Here is an 18,920-nt window from a genome sequence, read left to right as displayed (position 1 = left end):
GTCAGGGTGTCCACTCCGAGGGGGCAGCCTCAGTTCCTGCCGATGGCGGAGTGTTGCCGGTGGTGATTGTAGCTGTGTAGCCACCCAGGCAACGCCGCTCGCCGGGTTTGTTCTGACGGGTAGTGCCGGGTGAATGCCCATTCGGCGGCCATCGTGCGGTGGAATCGTTCGATCTTTCCGTTTGTCTGCGGCCGGTAAGGGCGCGTGTACTTCGCCGTGATTCCGAGGTCGGTGCAGGTTTGTTTCCACAACGCAGAGCGGTAGCAGCCTTGTCGGAGAGGACTCGTTCGACCGTGACGCCGGACTGCGCACCAGCCGACGGCACGTTGGAGGACGCCAGCTGCGGTGACGGCGGTTTCGTCGTCGTGGATCTCGGCGTAGGCGACGCGGGAATGATCGTCGATGACGGTGTGCACGAAGGCATGTCCGAGTAGTTCGTTGCGGTGTTTGCTGCGGCGGGTCCCGGTGTGGCCTGGCGGTTCTTGCGCCCCTTGGGGCGGCCGACGAAACGCCAGCCGCCGCCGACGGGGATGTTGCCGAGTTTCTTGACGTCGACGTGGAGCATCGACCCGGGGTGGGGGTGTTCGTAGCGGCGGATCACCTCTCCGGTGCGGATATCGACATGCGAAAGCCGGTTGAGCCGGCATCGGACCAACACGGCGTGCACCGTCGAGGCCGGCCCGCACAGTCTCCCGAGTCCTACGGCGCCACCAGGTGCCACACCTGGCGGACTTCGACCCGGTTACCGGTCAGGTGATCCGCTCGTCGAAAACCACCGCCGTGCGCTACGAACGTGAGCGGCCCGGCGAACTGGTGCACTTGGACGTCAAAAAGCTCGGCAGAATCCCCGACGGTGGCGGATGGCGCACACGGACGAGCCAGCGGATCGACAGCCCGCGACCGCAGCACCCGGACCGGTTTCGACTACGTCCACTCGCTCGTCGATGACCACTCCCGACTCGCCTACTCAGAGATCCTCTCTGGACGAAAAGGGCTCCACCTGTTCGGGTTTCCTGACTCGTGCGGTCGACTACTTCGCGGACCACGGCATCACGAAAATCGAGCGGTTGATGACCGACGACGCCTGGGCCTACCGATGGTCCCTACGCGCAGTCTGCGCCGAACACGGGATCAAGCAGAAGTTCATCAGACCGCACTGTCCGTGGCAGAACGGCAAGGTCGAACGCCTCAACCCGACCCTGCAAACCGAGTGGGCCTACCGTCAGGTCTTCACCAGCAACATCCAACGTGCCGATGCGCTTGCACCCTGGCTCGAGTACTACAACACTCGACGACGCCACAGCGCACTCGGAGGACTCCCACCGATCAGCCGACTGCAACCAACCTGATGGCCAGGTAAATCTAGAGCTGCGCGGCGCGAATCCGAGCCGTCTCAAGCCGCGCGTCGCGCCGGTTGGCAGCATCGTCTTCACGCGGTTGCCCGCGTAGGCTTGAGGCGAATCGGTCTCTGTATGCGATGTTTGCTGCACCGAGGCGGGCATCGACCTGGCCGACACACGCCTCGAGTTCGGTGTCCCTCGGGCGCAGTCTGATCTCGCGCCCACTCAGCTGGGGTGCAGGCAGCGCCGAATCCAGGCGGACTCGCTGCGGGTTTGCGAAGAAGTCAGCCCACTCTGGTGGAGGATCGGCATCGAGTTGGATGCGGACGTCGAGGCGAGAGGGATCGGTCGGGTCGACGCCAATAATCTGCATGCCGGACCGGCCTAGGCGTGTCCACTCCACTGTCGACCTCCTCTGTACCGTCAGCGAGAATACGTCTCGCCCGACAGTGCGCATTGCTACGATAGATCTGCTTTTGCGACCCGATTATCAATCCAGTTGAGCCTCGCTGTCGAGCTCTCTGCTTGCATCCCGTGATATAGCCGCGGAGGTACCAATGGAGACCTTGTTCAGGCTGCTGTTGGTAAGACCTGTCGAATCTCTGCAACCGGAGCAGGATGCAATAGTTGCTACGCCATCAGAGGGTGTTCGTATCACTCTGGCTCGTGCCTTAACCGCAACTCAGCCCTCGGGTGCGCTTCGCGGGGCCGCGCGAGAGATCGCTGCAGAGGCTCCTGCCTTTTCCGACGAAGAGATAGCACTCCGAAAGGCGGCCCTCGGGTTCAGCCAAGACGTCGCGGCAGGAGTGATCACCACGGCCGCTGAGGCGAGTGCGGCCATTGCCGCCCGTTTAGGGGCGGAGCCCGTCGATCTGATCGTCGACGAGCGGTTCCAACGTTTTGTCACCGCCAGCATCGACCAGCTGGCCGCCGCGAAGTTCGGAGGGCGCGCCGACTCGGCAGCTGCCGGGTCGGCCGCGGTGGTCCGCACTGTTGCCTATGCCGAGCATCTGGCGGCAGAAAACGCGTCCCCTCCGTCGGATTTTCTTCGCCGTGTCATCGTGCTCGAAGGACTCACGACACGACCCAGACAGGTGAACGCGCGACAAGAAGATGCCGGTGCCCGTCCCGCACAGGACACCTGGCACCGAGAACTCGTCGCTGAACGATCGCGGCTTGAGCAGCGGCGCGCGGCTGTTGAGTCGACGATCGCAGAACTGGCTGCGGTGCCTGCCGAACGCTTGGTGCATGTGAGCGAAGCTGACGACGAGCAGCATAGGGCTGCGAGCGTCGAGGCGAGCGCCCCGGGCCGGGCCGGAATGCCTGAAGCGGTAGCGAGTATTCGACCGCCGGCAGTCGAGTTCTCCCGCACCGTCGGGAACGAGCTCAGTGAAGCCGCCCGTGTCATGTTTAACCAGCTCGTGACTGGGCCTGATCGGACATCGATCGCCGTGGCAATGCGACGTCTCGACGACGAGCTGCGCCAGATCGGCGCCCGCGACGCGGTGATCGACGAGCAGCTGGCACCCCGTACGAAAGTTCTGGTGGTCGGAGGCGGCGTATACGCCTCGACGACGACAAGGTCGGCGCGACGTGAAGAGGTTCGCGGAGAGGGGACGCCCGGTGTGCCAGCCACTCATGGCAAGGTCACTTCCGTCGGTTTAGGCGATCTTCTCGTAGTCAAGCAGCACCTGAAACGCTATGAAGCGCACGAGTTGTCGCACATCGACAACGTCTTGAAGAGCGAGCACAAGTCGACCTCCACTAAGCGAGTGCACACCACCGAGGAAACGGTGGTGGATGAGCGCGAGACGACCACCGAAGAGGAACGCGACCAGCAGTCCACCGAACGATTCCAGATGCAACGCGAGTCATCGAAGGTGCAGAAGGAAGACGACAGCCTCAAGATCGGCGCCTCGCTGTCGGGCTCGTACGGGCCGATGGTTGAGTTCAAGGTGACCACCGACCTGGGCATGTCCAACTCGAAGGAAGAAGCTCATAAGACCGCCGAGAATTACAGTAAGGACGTCACCGCCCGCGCCGCCAGCAAGATTACGGAGCGAGTGCGCAAACAGGTCACAGTTCGTACTGTCGAAACGTTCGAAGAGGAGAACGTCCACGAGTGGGACAACGTCCGCGGCGATGAACATGTTGTCGGGCAGTATCAATGGGTCGACAAGGTCTACGAGGCGCAGGTCTTCAATTACGGGAGCCGAGTGCTATTCGACGTGGTCGTGCCCGAACCCGCGGCCCTGGTGAACTACACGCTGCAAAACCGACCCGCCGCGGGCGAAGAAATTCCGAAGCCACTGCCCTTCAACCTCAACGCAGAGCAAATCAACGTGGGCAATTACGCCACCTATGCTCACCGCTACCGGGCAGATGGAATCGAGGCACCTCCTGCCCCCACGATCACGGTGTCGAAGGTGTTCGAAGGCATCGACGACGACTCTAGCCGTGGCAGCGTCGTTAAGACGGCGGAGATTCCGCTGCCCGACGGATACACCGCAGTTCATGGCAGGGTACAGATTTCGAGCACATACTGGGAGACCAATTACCGCGTAGTGGTGAGCATAGGCACCAAACAGTGGACTCATTTCGGCTCCTCCACTGCCTGGCGGGAAGGGGCTCTGGACAACCAGGAACGCTCGATTACCGCCACGCTGATCACCTTCAGGGTCAACATCGTTGCGGTCAGTATGGAGATCACATGCAACCGGACCGCTGAGGCGCTCAAACGCTGGCAGATCCGGACCCACCAGGCAATCCTCGCCGGCTACCTCAAGCAGCTGAAGGAGTATGAGGATCGAGTCGAGGCCGCCAAGGCCCAAGCGGAGGCGGTGGAGCAGGCTCGGCCCCGAAACCCCGCGCTCAATCTCGAGGTCCAACGCGAAGAGCTCAAGAGGGCGGTCATTTCAATGTTCACCGCCCAGCATTTCGACAGCTTCGGCGCGATCACCTGGGGTGGGCTCGGGTTACCGCAGATCGATCTCAACGAGGCAGCTCTCGAAGGCCCCTATATCCGGTTCTTCGAGCAAGCCTTCGAGTGGCAACAGATGATGTACGTGTATTACCCGTACTACTGGGGCCAAAAGAGCCGGTGGGTCGAGGTATCGATGTTAGGTGATCCCGATTTGGAATTCGGAGCGTTCATGAAAGCGGGTGCTGCTCGGGTGGTGGTGTCGGTCCGGCCGGGATTCGAGCTCGCGGTCCAGCACTTCTTGGAGACCGGGCAGATCTGGCAGGGCGGGGATCCACCGTTGGTGACCAGCGCGGACTATCTGAATATCGTCGATGAGATCAAGGAGCGTCAGAATGCGCCGGGCACGGAGGTACCCGTGGGAGATCCCTGGGAAGTCCGGGTACCGACAACTCTGATTCTGTTGCGCGAGAAGAAAGAGCTGCCGGCCTGGCAAAAGAATGCTGACGGCAGCTGGGCTGAAGTACCCTGAACCATGGTGCATCCCACCCGCCCCCGGCGGCCCGCACATCCCCACCAGCCAACTGCCCCCGCACAGGCCGGTCAACCGGGCCCGCGACCGGCCCGGCCCACGCCGCCACGACCACACCCAGCTGCGGGCGCCACCATCGCCACCCGGCCCCAGGTGTACGCCGGACTCGACAAAGACATCATGCCCGAAAGTCCGCGTGCCCCCGGTCCGCAATGGCTCGGACTTCTGCTGCGCGAGTCAACATTTCGGGTCGCCGGCGCATACCTTCAGTTCGCCCCAATCCGGCACTGGCTGGGCAACATCGCGACATTACGTGGTCAAGGATGGGGAATCGGTGCCATCTTTCTCGGAGATAGCCGCGAAACCTATGTCCTCAAGGTACGTCGACGGCCCCCAGGCGGAGGTCCACCCGTCGAGCAACGGATCTTCGGCCCCACCGAAATAGCTCGATGGAAACGAGACATGGTGGCCGCCCGCGGCACACAGCACGCGGCAACCGCCAAAACACTCGCAGCCACCGCCGGGCTAGCCCCCGGCTCGATTATCTGGTTCGACAACGAAGACCCCAGCGACGTGCAGTTCGAGGCGCATGAATTCGAGTACTACGCCGCCTTTTTCAACGCGCTATCGACAACGGGAACAGATGGTCCTGCATATCGGCCCGGCCTCTATGCACACCAACGTATCGCCGCTCAACTACTCGCGCGCCACCCCGAACTGTGGATCTGGGAGGTCGACTATGGCAACAACGTAAACAGAATTACTCCACCCCCCATGCGAGCCCCAACCCGAGCCGATCGACGAATCGGCCTAGACCCCAACAACAACGACGCCACGATCAGAGCCTTCCACGTCCTGCCAGCGCCAGGTTTAACCGGCCAAGGGTGGGGCTGCTGGCCCGTATGGCGTCAATGGCAAGGCAACAACAACGTGGACTTGCCGGCGACCGCGATCGCCAACCTCACTCCGGTGCGCAAATGGGACTGGAACTCCGCGATCGTCCGTGACCCCACCGACCCAAACGCAACGCCACGGGTATCTGTCGCTGGGAGCGGTCCTGCCGCCTGGGTCGCGCGAATCGACGATACCGACCCCGCTTTCGACGCCACAGGCCGACAAATCCAACCCCGCCGCGGTCGGCTTACGTTACGGTTGCCAGTGCCAGCCAGCCGACCGGTCGAGCCCCCAGTCGAGCACGATTGGCATATCCACCCTTCTGGCCCCGCGTACCCAGTGACCGGCGCAGCCACAGTCGAATTCATGGTCATCTCAGCCACCGGGCAACTCGGGTCCACACGTTGGGACGCACGCCAATGGTCGCCCGTGCAGCCGCTATTCGCCCACCCTGCGGTCGCAGTGCGGCTGCCACATGCTGCAGCAGCCGCAGCGCCCACGCCCATGGATGTTCACGTGGTCTGGGCTGGCGATGGCGACGAACTGTGGACAGCCCGCCGCCAAGCGCGTGGGCCATGGGGAACACCAGCTCGAATGGCGGGACAGCTCTTGCTGCACCCGTTCGGGCGGCTGGTAGGGACACCAGCCGACGGCGCACTGCACGTTGTGACCGTAAACCGCATGCGCAGGCTCACCTACATACGCTCGATGTCGGGATTAGCCTGGCCGCCCGCGACGTCCATCGAAATCAGCAACGACGCGGTGCTGCCCGCCGCCGACCTCGCATTGATCGCCACAAACCACACGCTGATCACTGTTGCCCTGGGCGCCGACCTACGACTGCACCGCTGGACTCTGCAGCTGAATCAAACCCGCGCCGGATGGAGTGCCGTGGCAGCGCTCGGCCGCGACACCGACACTATGCACGCCCAAACAACGATCGCAGTACACAACCCACGGCCAGACACCATCGTCGTAACCGCGATCGGCGGCGACGGACTGCCGCGACAACTTACCTTGACTCGCCAATCGAACTGGACCACCACCACCGTGACACGCATCGACCGAGGCGCCTCCGTTGGGACGGTGCATCCCTTCACAGACATTGCGACCCTGCCAGACGGCAGGGTCATCCTCTCCACAGTGGGACCAGGCCAGACAGCAGCCGCCTACGTTGACCCAGCCACTGGCGCCGCCACACCGGTGACCTGAAGCGGAATCAACGTTTGGCGCTCCTCCACGCGACAACCCGACGCGACGAGGTACCGCGAGCTCTGCTCGACATCAATCAGGCTCGTTGCGGAATTGGATCGAGAAGGACACGCCTGTCGTCACGGATAAGTCCCTCGGAGTGGTGGACTTTAGATAAGGCCGGCACCAGCAGAAACGTGTGTCGCTGACCTGATCAGGGTGGGCCATCGCGTAGTGATCAATGAGTTACCGCCACAGTGACTCAGAGAAAGCGATCTACGCGATGACCCACGACCATTCTGCCTTGCTCGCCCAGCTCGATGCACTCACCAGTGCCGATTCGGCGTCCGTGTTCGCCGAATTGATCCGCGCCGGCCTACAAGCGCTAATCGAGGCCGAAGCCACCGAGAAGATCGGTGCCGCCCGCTACCAGCGCACCGAACGCCGAAGCACCCAGCGCAACGGTCACCGACCAAAGACCGTGTCGACAACCTCAGGTGATGTGGAGGTGCAGATTCCCAAGCTGCGGTCAGGATCCTTCTTCCCGTCGCTGCTCGAGCGCCGGCGGCGGATCGACAAAGCCCTACATGCGGTGATCATGGAGGCCTACGTCCACGGCGTCTCGACTCGCAACGTCGACGATCTGGTCGCCGCCCTCGGTGTGGACTCCGGGATCTCAAAATCGGAGGTTTCGAGGATCTGCGGGCAACTCGATGGTGAGATCGCCCGGTTTCGGGAACGCACGTTGACGCACACCACTTTTCCCTACATTTTCCTCGATGCCACCTTCTGCAAAGTCCGTGTGTCGGCGCCCACGTGGTCTCGCATGCGATGGTCGTGGCGACCGGGGTCTCGATCGACGGCACCCGCGAAGTCTTGGGTACCGCCGTCGGCGACAGCGAATCGTTCGAGTTCTGGCGCGAGTTCCTCACCGGCCTCAAAGCCCGCGGGCTCAATGGGGTGCATCTGGTCATCTCCGATGCCCACGCCGGTTTGAAAGCAGCTGTCGTACAACAATTCACTGGTGCGGCGTGGCAGCGATGCCGAGTCCATTTCATGCGTAACCTGCACGGCAAAGTCGCCGCGAAACAGATCCCGCCAGTCATGGCGGCGGTGAAAACGATCTTCGCTCACACCGAACCCGACGCCATCCATGCCCAGTGGGATCAGGTCGCCGACACCCTCGCACCCTCGTTCCCGAAGGTCTCGGAGATGATGCGTGAGGCCAAAGCCGACGTCCTGGCGTTCACCGCGTTCCCCAAAGCGCACTGGCAGAAGATCTGGTCGAACAACCCGATTGAACGGCTGAACAAGGAGATCAAGCGCCGAGCTGACGTCGTCGAGATCTTTCCCAACCCGGCCGCTTTCCTGCGCCTGGCGACCGCGGTGGTCATCGAGGCGCACGACGAATGGCAGGTCACCCGACGCTACGTCTCTGATGTCAGCATGGACGAACTCAGAAAGGTCATCGCCGACAAGGAACGCGCTGCAGCGACCGCCACCACGACTGAATCTCTGGTGAAGCAACACCAAATCACCTAGCATTCATCATGACTCGTTGATCACGCGCTAACGCTCAACCTGATCCGAAGTCCACCACGCCAAGGGGCACTATCGTCGTCACCGCTCGGGGAACGACGACAGTGGGCGAGCAGGATGCCGAGCTGTGTCAACGGCCAGTTTGATGTCCCCGCTGGTGGCCAGGTAAAAGTCCCCACCCTGTGCGGGATGTTCTAGGTGGGTGGCACCTCCGTTCGGTGTGTCATGCGGTAGGAGTCGCCGTTGTCAACGGCGGCTGAAATCTGACCCGTTATCGATGAGCCTCGTCAGTAGTCCATCCTGGTCGATGCCACGAAAGCCTTGACCTTCCCAAATGCCGCACCAACAGTCCTCGGGTGTGGTGGTGAATGCAGATAGCACGGCAGCTAGACCTCTGCGCCTAGCGGACGATGGATTGCAACGCCATCCGTCATGATTAATCCCAGCGCGTTGGTGGCGTCAGTGCGATCTCGCGTTGTCGTCCTTCGAGGTCTGCGGTTGCTACCGCAGGTAACGTGACAGGCGTGAACCATGGTGAAGTGCCTGAGGGTGGCGGCGAATTGAGTTTGGTCGACTGCCCCTTTTGCGCCATAGCTGATCAGCGTGCCCCGGCACGCGAAGTCATGCGGACTGACTCAGTCGTCGCGTTTCTCCCGGACGTTCCGGCCGTCCTGGGTCACACATTAATTGTTCCGCGTATCCATGTGCGTGATATTTGGGGTCTCGACGCATCCACCGGCTATGCCCTCTCAGATGCCACCCGTCGGGTAGCGGGTGCAGCGGCAGAGACGATGAACGTCGAGGGACTCAACATTATCCAGTCCAACGGAAAAGTAGCCGGACAGTCAGTCTTTCACCTACATGTGCACGTGGTGCCACGCACATCTGGTGATCGGATGCCGGCGCTGTGGCCCACCGACGAGCAGTGGCCGCCGGCGGTTCTTGACTCCGCGGCAGAAACTCTGCGCTCTGCGCTGCGGTAGCACCCGATGAACTGTGCCCCGGGGAGAGCATGAACATCCGAGTTCTTGCGGGCTCGTAATCAGCGGCCAGCAGGAATTGTCTCGGGTGCCGGTGGTGCCGAGGTTTGAGTTCTGTGTGGCGGCGTCTCCCCCTGAGGGTCGTGGGTCATTCCGGTCAAGATCAGTGCGACCAGTCCGGCCAGAATGATGATTGTTAGGTAAAAAACGCTGAGGCTGACCGACAGCCCAGTCCGAACCCGTGGCTGCAATCGCGCGTAAGGCGCGGGCTCAATCTTGAAGTCCCGCACCGTCTGTGCCGCTACGTCCCGATACATTGCACGGAACGCGCGTTCTTGCCGTAGGTAGTACGTATCGAGTGCCCAGAACGCCGCCGCCGGGACGATGGCCGCCGCCGCCAGGCCAGCATGTTGCTGTGTGACAGCGAAGCCCAGTATTGCTGAAGACAGAGTCAGAGCCCAACCCTTCATCAGAAACGAGTTGTTCGCCAGCCGGGTGATGACAGCTTGCACAAACTCCATGTGCTTATGGTGATCGCTGCGGTCCACGCCGCCCGGCTGGATGGGCCCGGTCATCTACGACCAGGGTGCTGGGAGTGAACGAACGATTTCAAGGAGGTGGCCTGGCCGTTCAGATCCGTCACAGACGGCCTCGAACTACCATCCGATCGCTGTATCCGCTCAATCTGCTTGTAGAGGCCTACATACTCCTCACCAACGAAATTGCCACGGGATGCGCTCTCAATGGGCAGGATCGAGATTTGCCCGCTGCCCTTAATTCCGTCGAAGTATCCCAGCTCCCAGGGCATCCACCGGGAGGCTCGAGCAGCCCGCGATGTTGCGTAGATTAGGGCCCGCGAGCTCTGCATCTGCGTGCGCAGCCTAGCTGCGGTGGCGGGTGATACCAGGGCGCGATCGAGTTCGGGGTCATCGATCCAATCGACGTAAACGCTGAGTTCTTTCGAGATCAGCCACTCCCGCACGCCGAGGATGACACGAGAGTCGAGCATGCTGTGGCTCAGGAACACATCGAACGGTCCGGTAGCTGCCTTAATTGATCTGCCGAGCTTTGCCGTTGCAGCCGAGGCGGTCACTCCCCCGGACTGGCTTACGAAGAAGCTCTCTGTGTAGAGTGTCATAGCCTTTTGACACCCTGGTCTGACCACGAGGCGAGGTTGGCGCGGAGCGCTGCGTATGTAGCTTGTGTGTCCACTTTCTGTTGCCAATCCCGGCGAGTCGGGTCGAAGATTGGGATGCGCGCAAATCCCAATCCAGCGGCTTCAAAAGGGTCTTTGCCCATGAGGTCGATCTCCCCCATCGATGAGAGACTGTGGATCCGAACGCCCAGTAGCGGTCGGCGATCAGTCCAGGCCTTGTTAATTTCGTAGTTGACCCACGGGCGTTCTGCGGTTTCCCTGCCGATCAGCACGATGACGGCGCGCTTGTAGCGCATCTGTTCGTCGATCCAGTTCTCGATTGCCTGGTCTCCGCGGCCGCGGACAGTCTCCCAGTCCTGGGAGTTCAGCAGGGTTTGCCCCTCAAGCGCGTCGATATTCCGGACTAGTTGAACGCGCTTGACGTCGCGCTCGTAATGAAAGCTGTAAAACACTGTTTTCGCCAACGGGACTTCCTTCTAAGTGTGTTGTATCCGATCCTGGCAAGCCACGACGAGTGCGCACAGTATTTCCGCCACCTATGACATGCGAGTCGAGATGATACTCGGACCGGCCCCGTGCGGGGCCGGGCCGAGAGTGTTCGGGTAAATTCCTGACGTTGGCCAGTTTTAGATAGGGTCGCACCCGATAACCGGCAGTTATGTCAGGGAACTCCCGTTCCAGTCCAGTAGCTTCAAAGTGGGTCTGAACGTGGCCACGCGAGGCGGTCGATGGCCGCTCCCCCTAGGGCCTCGAGGAACGTGGGTTAATGCCGTAGGTCAGACCAGCACCCCCACCGTGAGCAGGAGCCCAGCGTCCACGGTCTCGTCGTAACTGATGCTCAGCTGGGCGCCGTCGGGTTCGCTAGCTGTGAACACCTGCCTGCTGCGCTCGAGGTTCGGCCGGCGCACCTGTTCCTGGAATGGGCCGTCGTTGATGCTCACCATGGATCGGTCGAGCTCCTCGGTGACGCCGGACCGCGTTAACAAGGCATCGCGCGTAGCCCGGGATACGGTGCGCACCATGATTTTTCCCGAGGAATCCAGGAAGTGTGGATACCATTCACACGAGAGCACCTGGTCGTCGTCGGAAAGAACCAGTCCCAATTTCCTCGCGTGGGGCATAGCGGTATCGCACGGGTCGGGGTGCAACACCCGTGACACGACGATCGTCCCGGCCACCAGAAGAACGATAACAACGGCTCCGCAGCCAAGCCAGAACCACACCCTGCGCACGCGCGCCGTCTTAGTCTGCACCCGCCAGTTCGTACGAATCGCGGCCCCGTCGTCAGTCGGTCGACATGCGTGGCGAAAGAATCTCATAACCGCTCACCGCCACCAGTGTTGAACGCCAGCCAATTCCACTACTGAAAGCCTCATTGACCAGTGCGATCTCCCCATCCCAGCACACGGGTCACTGCTCGCCGTCCTGTTGCCGCCGCCGCTCCAGTTCCCCCTGTCGACGCTGCTCCTCGGCCCGTTCACGCACCTGCCGCAAAAACTCGGCATCGGCAGCAGGGTCTTGCGGTTCAAAGCGACCCGGCTCGTCATACTCGGGAAACCCCAAAGCTGTCGCACGGCCCGAGCCACGCGGCCGACCATAAGCCCCGCCCGCAACCGGCCGTCCGGCCACAAACCACACGATCGAACCCACCAGTGGCAGCACGATCACCAACAGCAACCACCCCACCGCGGCAAGCCGCGCACCCCGGCCTCACTCCCGATGATGTCGACCAACGCCGCGATCATCACCACCAGCACAATCACACCCAAATACGGCATCGCTCCCCCTCATTGACAAAATTCCTTCGGCGATCAGATGATCCGCCCTTGTCAGGACTGCCGACGCCGACGCTCGGCATCAGCCTCACGACGCTGGAGCTCCGCCCGCTCACGGCACCGCTGCAAGAACTCCGCATCAGCCACCGGGTCCTGCGGCACAAACCGGCCCGGCCGGTCATACTCCGGGAATCGCGCCCCGTTCGCGGTGGTCGAGCGCCGCGCACTGCGGCCACCCCCGCCTGCGGGGACGACCACAGATAAACCACGCCACCGGGCCGACCAGCGGAATGAGTACCACCACCAGGAACCAACCCGAGCGTGGCAACAACCGGACCCCCCACGTCGTCGCGGCACAACATCAATCAAGGCTGCGGCCAACACCAGCACAATCACCGCGGCGATCACCACCGCAGACGGCATGGCAGGAGTACCGATCAGCATCAGATACGACCCCACCGGATTCCCCTCACCTCGCCCCGGACAAACCGCCATAGTTTCACGGGCTAAGCGAAACGAATAGACATGATTCGATGGACACGCGCGAGCCCGCGCACCCCGGGGGGGACTCGTCCGGGTAGCGGCGATCCGACCGTGGCCGACGTGAGTTTCCGATCGCAAACAGCAAGCGCCCGTTCCTTATTGGCCCGTCTGCTCCGGCCGCGCGGGCCCCGCACAGAACGCCCTCTCATCGCCTCCTTCGCCCCTGTTGTCCAATATTTTTGGCTTCCCTCCCCCGGTGATAATCTTCCGGCAACGTCAACCACGTTGGGAATAAGTACATCCCAGCCCACCGTGCACATGGCTTCCCTGCCCTTGGTACGGGGTTCACCCACAACACCCCTATCGAAGGACGGGCAGAGACATGACCGGCGAGGAAACACGGTACGAGGTCACTGAGATCAAGGCGATCCGGGGCACCGAGGCGAAAACGATCACAAGCAAGCAGCAGGAAGGCTGGGAACTGGTCACCCAACAGCAGGGCCGCCTGCGAACCACCATGACCTTCCGTCGACCAAAGCCAAAGACCCCCTGGCGATTGTGGGCCGCAGCCGGCGGTGCCGCTGTCATCCTGGCGGGCATCATCACCGTCGGGGCGCTGCTGGAAGGCGACAGCGACGCGTCCACGACCGACGCCGCGGCAGCCGCGAGCACCGAGCAAACCTCCCCGCAGCCTTCCCCCGAACCGGAAGCGGAACCTGCGGCCCCTAAAACCGCTGAGATACTCACCATCGAAAACAACGAGGATCTCGCCCGGATCCTGCACGATACAGACAACTGCGGCCAACCAGTCGCCGATTGGGCTACCGAATATGCAGGCCGGATCATTCAGTTCGACGGTCACATCGCTGCGATGAACAACCATGGCAGTTACAAAACACGCCACGACATCCTGATTGGTGCCAGAGATTTCGACGAAAGCGACGGCCGCGGGCCGAATTTCCAGTTCCGGGACGTCAACATCGTGTCTGATCTACGGCTCACCGGACCGGACATCCCCGATACCCTGGGGGTCAACGACACCCTTCGTGTCACCGCAGTCGTGAAAGAATTCGCGGAGAGAACCTGTCTTCTCCAACTTGACCCAGTCTCCACCGAGATCCGATAGAAACCACCCCGTCGCTGACACTTGAGGGGAGGCCTCCACTCGCGGGGAGACCTCCTCGTCAAGGTCCAAGGACGCTGCCGCTGACCACCAGCCGACGCCTGCGAATAAGTTGGCTCGTCTACGCGCGGAGAACCTGCGATTACTGGCCGAGACTCAGAAGCTGACCACCGAGCGCGACATCATACGCAAGGCGGACAAGTGTCATTGAGATTGAGATGACACCTTGCCGGTACTGTCAGCGGCCACGTAATTCCGGCCGGGTCGGTGTGGCTGCCGGTCAAGATGTAGCGCTCAAGGTTACGGAACCCCACGCGATGTCCCTCGAGTCGCGCTTTCTGCCGATTGATACACAGCTTCTCGTGGAGGATTGCCGATTCGAAACCAAAACCGCTGAGCGTCCTCCTGCGGCTTTAGTCGTGCGTTTTGACCATCGTCATAACGGACGGCGCTCATTGAAAATGCCACGTCTCGCCACCAGTAGGTACTGTCGAGGGATATTGCCCCCGGTACGCAGAGGGTACGCAGCAACAACGAAATCACCTACACTGGCCCAACACCGCAAACACGAATACCGCTCCCCCACTGCATCATTCGTAAACCATCAACAGCGCCAACGATCAGCAAACATCCACGACCGCAGGTTCAAAACCCGTATAGTGTCAGTTCGAGTCTGACCGGGGGCACAAATCCTCAGGTCACAGGTGCATAGGACTGCTAACGGACCCCGGCATGCAGTGGGTATGCAGAAGTTCTGGTGAACGACCGTTCTGGGTGGCCAAATCAATATTGTTTGGACGCCCAACAGCGCAGGAATCCTGCTCATTCAGTCGCGAAAAAATTTAGGACTCGCCTCCGTCAGTGGCAGGTAATGGAGATTCTGCGGACAAACTGCCGGCGAACCCGCAAGCACCAAGACCGTCCACACCCACGCCACAACATGTCGAAGCACCTTGAATGACCGGTAATCCAGCAGCGCGCGCTTTGAGAACCGATAAGTTCCAACACGCCCGAGGGGGCAGGCGCGCACGATCTCGCATGGAGTACAGGTGCTATTAACTACCGATACAATTCTTGCCACAACCCCTCCAAGAATCTAGACCGCGGTCTAAACTCCATCCATGACTTCTTCCACCGGTGGTGGTACTGCGACACTTCCCCCGAATTTACTGGCTGAGCAGCGGGCGCTATGGCGCAGGCAGGCGTCTTCATTTCCCGCCCTACGCGGAGGGAAGCGAGCCTGGTTTCCGCTGGTTCGCGAGCTCGTGGAGCAAATCGGTGCAAGCACACCGGTTGATATGGAAGCCCGGCCTGACATTCCTGCTTCTGTCTTCAGCCAAGAACCACGCAAGGGCGCGCCCCCACTCGTAGAGCCGACTACCTGGCGCGTATACGGCAGATTCCTAAAGAGTGCTGGGCTTGCGCGGACCGACGACGGAGAAATGCGGTTGACTTCCGCTGGCGAGGCCTTTCGTTCAGACCCAGTGCCGGAAAGACTTGGCTCAATAATGTTGGGGCGCTATCGCCTATTGGCGGAGTTGCTATCCTTAATCGCCGAAACGCCCTCCACGATCGAGGATCTCCACAGCCGACTTCGGGATCGGTACGAGACGGTGTGGAAGAGCCTCGGGGGCACTCGTGACCGAGCGGACTGGCTTGAGGCGCTCAGCCTGATCGAACCAAGCGGAGGCCGACGATGGAAGATCACTCCAATCGGCGAGACCGTGCTCTCGCTATGTACCATCGTAAGTCCGCTGGCCATTGCAACTCGTCCCACTGACGCTGAACCGATTGCTGAAGCACCAGACGAGATCCAGAGCCTGCTCCACGAACTGTCGACGGTCGAGCGCAGCCACGAGTCCCGGAGCACCTACAACATCTGGGTACCAAGCCCAGCTTCAAGCCCCAATAAAGTGGAGAACCTGAGGACCATCGTTAACGCTGCCATCGATCCGATTGATCGCGAGGAACTTCTGGGATTCATCGCTGAAACGTTTTCGCTTCGGCGCAGCAGTGTCGATTCGATGATGCCCTTCCTTCGTGCTGCGGGGCTTCTGCACGAAATTGGGCTCGGTATATACCAGGCTACGACACCCGCCAGAGCATGGATCGAGTCGGGAGATGACGTCAACTTCGTCCGAATCCTTCATGCACGCATGCGGTTTGTCGGTGAAATGCTCCGGACCGTCGAACCAGATATCACTCGTGCCGACATGTACCGCGAAGCCGCAAAATTTGGTCTCACCACAGACAAGAGCCGGTGGATTGCATCGTTACTCGAAGACACGGGCCTCATTGAGCAGCCCCGGTACGGGAGCCTCCGAACCACCCCGTCCGGGGTCGCCCTTGTCGCTGAACTTCCTCTCGCAGCGACACCTTCACCTGGTGATCGAGACCAAGACCACTCAGATACACAGCCCCAGACCGAGCGTGCTCTGCTGACCTCGCAAACACGTGCAGCGCTGACCTCGCACACAGACGAACTGGTGATGCTCTCGCAATCACCACAGGCACTCAATCGAGGTTCGGGTAAAGCCTTCGAGAACGCAACCCGCGATGCGTTTCGAGCACTAGGATTCCACGCAGATACCGTCAGCGGAGCGGGCGACACTGACATTGTTGTTCGATGGCGAGATGATGCGGACACTGAAGTGGTCGCGATCGTCGAAGCCAAGTCGCGATCGAACGGCCACGTCACGCACACAGACATCAGCGATGTCGCGTTGGAAACCCACAAGAACCAGCACCAAGCAAGTTTCGCCGCCGTGGTGGGCCCCGCATTTTCCGGCGACACCATCAAGAACATGGCAGCCACGCGGAAATGGGCGCTCGTTGATGCCCCGCGGCTTGGGAGCATCGTCGAGGCTGCCGCCGAGCTCGGGCTGGGCCCAGAGACGACGGGACTTCTATTCAAGGTTCCGAACGGACTCGACGAGCTTGATCGTGTAATTGAACAGCGACGCCGGAAGTTGTCCGTCGTTTCGTTCGTGGTCTCGCAGCTTGTCGAAGAAGCGGCGGACACGGGAGACGCAATAACTGCCCGAGACATATCACGCGACGGACGAAGGACAGATCTCCGGCCAACCATCGACGAGGTATTGGAGGCACTCTCCTCCGTCACAAGCACCGCAGTCGGCGCAATCCGTGTCGTGCATCGGCATGATGACTTGAAGTTCTCAACGTATGTACTCGGAGATGTACGGTCAGCTGCGTTGCGCCTACGAGCGTTGGCGGACGCCATTGAGATCTCGCGGCCGAAGACTCCCAGCGACCAACAATAGGGTAGGGCTCGGGTAAGCACATCTTATTCGCTGCAACATAGCTCACGATCGGCGAACAGGGTGCAGGCGAGGTGGATTGGCGCCTGTCGGCTCGTGGGGCGAACGGCAGGTGCAGCGGCGGCAGTGAAAGTGGCGCACTGCGGCACTGCGCTAACTACCGCAGCCACCAGTCGAGCGACTTCGGGTCAGAATTGCCGCCAAGTAGTAGGAGGAACTCTGCCCGAACCAGTGGGTGCATCACTCTTGCGACCTCGCGAAGATCATCGACGTCGTAGTTCTTTGTGCCATGTGAAAGGTGATTGCGAATAACTCGGAGCGCTTCTACTGGGACGTCACATCCTCCGCCTCGTCTGGCATGTCCCCGCTAGATGAGTCCACGTCGTGACGAGGCTCATCGAAAGTGCCCAGTTGTGCTGATCGAAACTGCCCGCTTGTGAAACGGGTTCCACTGGGTGTCGGCTCCGGTCCAAAATTAAGCAGGTAAATCCGGGGCGGGTTCTAGTCAACGTCGCAACACCGACTGATTTCCTGAGGCTAACAGGACAGCGAATCGCTCGGCCGGCGTGCAACCGTCGAGGACAAACCGCGGCCGGCTATTGAGCTCATCTTCAACCGCCCGTAGATGATCGACAGAGTGAATCCTTAAGTCCGTTCCTTTGGGAAAGTAGTCGCGCAGCAGACCGTTCGTGTTCTCGTTGCTTCCCCGCTGCCACGGCGAGTGTGAGTCGCAGAAATAGACCTGAACGCCAAGGCTTTTCGATATTTCGATGTGCCGAGCCATCTCGGTTCCTTGGTCCCAGGTGATGGACCGGAACACCGTCGGTGGCAGGTCTGCCATCCGTGCTCGCAGCGACTCATGTAGAGCTTCGCCTTGTCGGCACGGAAGGTGCAAAAGCCGCACCATCCTTGATTGCCGTTCCACCAGGGTGCCGATGGCCGACCCCTGATCTTTGCCGACGATGAGGTCGCCCTCCCAATGTCCCGCCTCCGAGCGGTCTTTCGGATCAAATGGGCGCTGGTGCACGCTCAACATCGGCTGCTGAAACCTCGGCCGACGTTTGTGCATATTCGAGTGGGCCCGTCGATGATCACGTCCGGTACGCAGCGGGAACCGGACCCGCAGATGGCGGCTGATCTGCGCAGGACTCCATCGCTGGGCAAGCAGGTCAGCCACGATCAGCCCCAGTTGCTCATTGGTGGCCAATCGCCTCGGGTGTCGACGCTCGCGCCGCGGGTGTTGCCCGGCGATGAGCCTCGAACGGTTGATATTTGGCCGAAGACGCTGCATTGCGGCGTAATTCGCGCGAGATCGTGGACGGCGCCCGTCCCAAGACCGTGGCGATGTGCCGAATGCTGTGCCCAGCCCTGCGAAGGTCGGCGATCTCTATTCGCTCATCTTGCGACAAGAAACGAGGGCTGACTTCGCGGACCATCAACCGGTCCAGCGCCGGCACGAATCCGACAGCCTTGCCGCCGCGGTAGGTCTTGTGCCCGCGCGACCAGTTGTTTCCGGCGGTCCTAGATACGCCGACTTCTCGGGCAGCAGCCACGACGCTCCACCCGCGGGCACGCAGTTCCATGAACCGGCGACGCTTGGCCGACTGCGGACGACGCCCCGGCCCCTTCTTCACACGACGAGACAATGTCAACACACCTCCAGAATCTAGAGAAGTGTTGCGACCAGCCCTAGAAACCACCCGACACCG

11 protein-coding genes and 4 pseudogenes are annotated in these 18,920 nt (G+C 61.2%); 7 read left to right on the top strand and 8 right to left on the bottom strand.

The genetic code is table 11. From position 1 onward, the window contains the following. Positions 1 to 29 precede the first annotated feature (29 nt). Positions 30 to 694 (bottom strand): annotated as a pseudogene (locus tag AC51GT_RS04110) (integrase core domain-containing protein); the annotation flags it as partial. On the opposite strand from AC51GT_RS04110, the pseudogene AC51GT_RS04105 reads away from it, so the two are divergent. The 5 genes and pseudogenes from AC51GT_RS04105 to AC51GT_RS04085 form a co-directional block, all read left to right on the top strand. Beyond that, positions 679 to 1,349 (top strand): annotated as a pseudogene (locus AC51GT_RS04105) (integrase core domain-containing protein); the annotation flags it as partial. The pseudogenes AC51GT_RS04110 and AC51GT_RS04105 overlap by 16 nt on opposite strands. A gap of 548 nt (positions 1,350 to 1,897) precedes the next feature. After that, the gene (locus tag AC51GT_RS04100) at positions 1,898 to 4,792 is read left to right on the top strand and encodes a hypothetical protein (RefSeq protein ID WP_496327957.1); all 2,895 of its coding nucleotides are present in this window, start codon (positions 1,898 to 1,900) and stop codon (positions 4,790 to 4,792) included. A 180-nt stretch (positions 4,793 to 4,972) separates the two neighbouring features. Next, on the top strand, positions 4,973 to 6,898 hold the full coding sequence (locus tag AC51GT_RS04095) for a glycoside hydrolase domain-containing protein (protein ID WP_496327956.1): 1,926 nt from the start codon (positions 4,973 to 4,975) through the stop codon (positions 6,896 to 6,898). A 262-nt stretch (positions 6,899 to 7,160) separates the two neighbouring features. Beyond that, positions 7,161 to 8,419 (top strand): annotated as a pseudogene (locus AC51GT_RS04090) (IS256 family transposase). 512 nt (positions 8,420 to 8,931) lie between these two features. Then, positions 8,932 to 9,399 (top strand): HIT family protein, encoded by a 468-nt coding sequence (locus AC51GT_RS04085; protein ID WP_496327955.1) that lies wholly within the window; start codon positions 8,932 to 8,934, stop codon positions 9,397 to 9,399. Positions 9,400 to 9,458: 59 nt separating this feature from the next. Here AC51GT_RS04085 and AC51GT_RS04080 read toward each other — a convergent pair whose 3' ends face one another. The 6 genes from AC51GT_RS04080 to AC51GT_RS04055 form a co-directional block, all read right to left on the bottom strand. Next, positions 9,459 to 9,971, bottom strand: coding sequence for a hypothetical protein (locus tag AC51GT_RS04080; protein WP_496327954.1), 513 nt, complete (start codon positions 9,969 to 9,971; stop codon positions 9,459 to 9,461). Then, positions 9,968 to 10,534 (bottom strand): hypothetical protein, encoded by a 567-nt coding sequence (locus AC51GT_RS04075; protein WP_496327953.1) that lies wholly within the window; start codon positions 10,532 to 10,534, stop codon positions 9,968 to 9,970. The genes AC51GT_RS04080 and AC51GT_RS04075 overlap by 4 nt, the downstream gene beginning before the upstream one ends. Continuing rightward, positions 10,531 to 11,016: a TIR domain-containing protein gene (locus AC51GT_RS04070; protein WP_496327952.1), complete on the bottom strand. Its 486-nt coding sequence runs from the start codon at positions 11,014 to 11,016 to the stop codon at positions 10,531 to 10,533. The genes AC51GT_RS04075 and AC51GT_RS04070 overlap by 4 nt, the downstream gene beginning before the upstream one ends. Before the next feature lie 312 nt (positions 11,017 to 11,328). Continuing rightward, positions 11,329 to 11,805, bottom strand: coding sequence for a hypothetical protein (locus AC51GT_RS04065; RefSeq protein ID WP_496327951.1), 477 nt, complete (start codon positions 11,803 to 11,805; stop codon positions 11,329 to 11,331). A 157-nt stretch (positions 11,806 to 11,962) separates the two neighbouring features. Further along, positions 11,963 to 12,220, bottom strand: a complete 258-nt coding sequence (locus AC51GT_RS04060; RefSeq protein WP_496328010.1) for a hypothetical protein — start codon at positions 12,218 to 12,220, stop codon at positions 11,963 to 11,965. A 161-nt stretch (positions 12,221 to 12,381) separates the two neighbouring features. Continuing rightward, complete coding sequence (locus AC51GT_RS04055) at positions 12,382 to 12,585, bottom strand: hypothetical protein (RefSeq protein WP_496328013.1); 204 nt, start codon at positions 12,583 to 12,585, stop codon at positions 12,382 to 12,384. A 607-nt stretch (positions 12,586 to 13,192) separates the two neighbouring features. Between AC51GT_RS04055 and AC51GT_RS04050 the strand changes: the two genes are divergently transcribed. Beyond that, positions 13,193 to 13,936 carry a DUF4839 domain-containing protein gene (locus AC51GT_RS04050; RefSeq protein WP_496327950.1) on the top strand — a complete coding sequence of 248 codons (744 nt, stop codon included), beginning with the start codon at positions 13,193 to 13,195 and terminating at the stop codon, positions 13,934 to 13,936. A 1,118-nt stretch (positions 13,937 to 15,054) separates the two neighbouring features. Beyond that, positions 15,055 to 17,214 carry a restriction endonuclease gene (locus tag AC51GT_RS04045; RefSeq protein WP_496327949.1) on the top strand — a complete coding sequence of 720 codons (2,160 nt, stop codon included), beginning with the start codon at positions 15,055 to 15,057 and terminating at the stop codon, positions 17,212 to 17,214. A 502-nt stretch (positions 17,215 to 17,716) separates the two neighbouring features. Here the strand turns inward: AC51GT_RS04045 and AC51GT_RS04040 are convergent. Continuing rightward, positions 17,717 to 18,794 (bottom strand): annotated as a pseudogene (locus AC51GT_RS04040) (IS30 family transposase). Positions 18,795 to 18,920 lie beyond the last annotated feature (126 nt).

This window comes from Williamsia sp. z34 (assembly GCF_059553395.1).
This window is presented reverse-complemented; position numbering and strand designations above follow the sequence as displayed.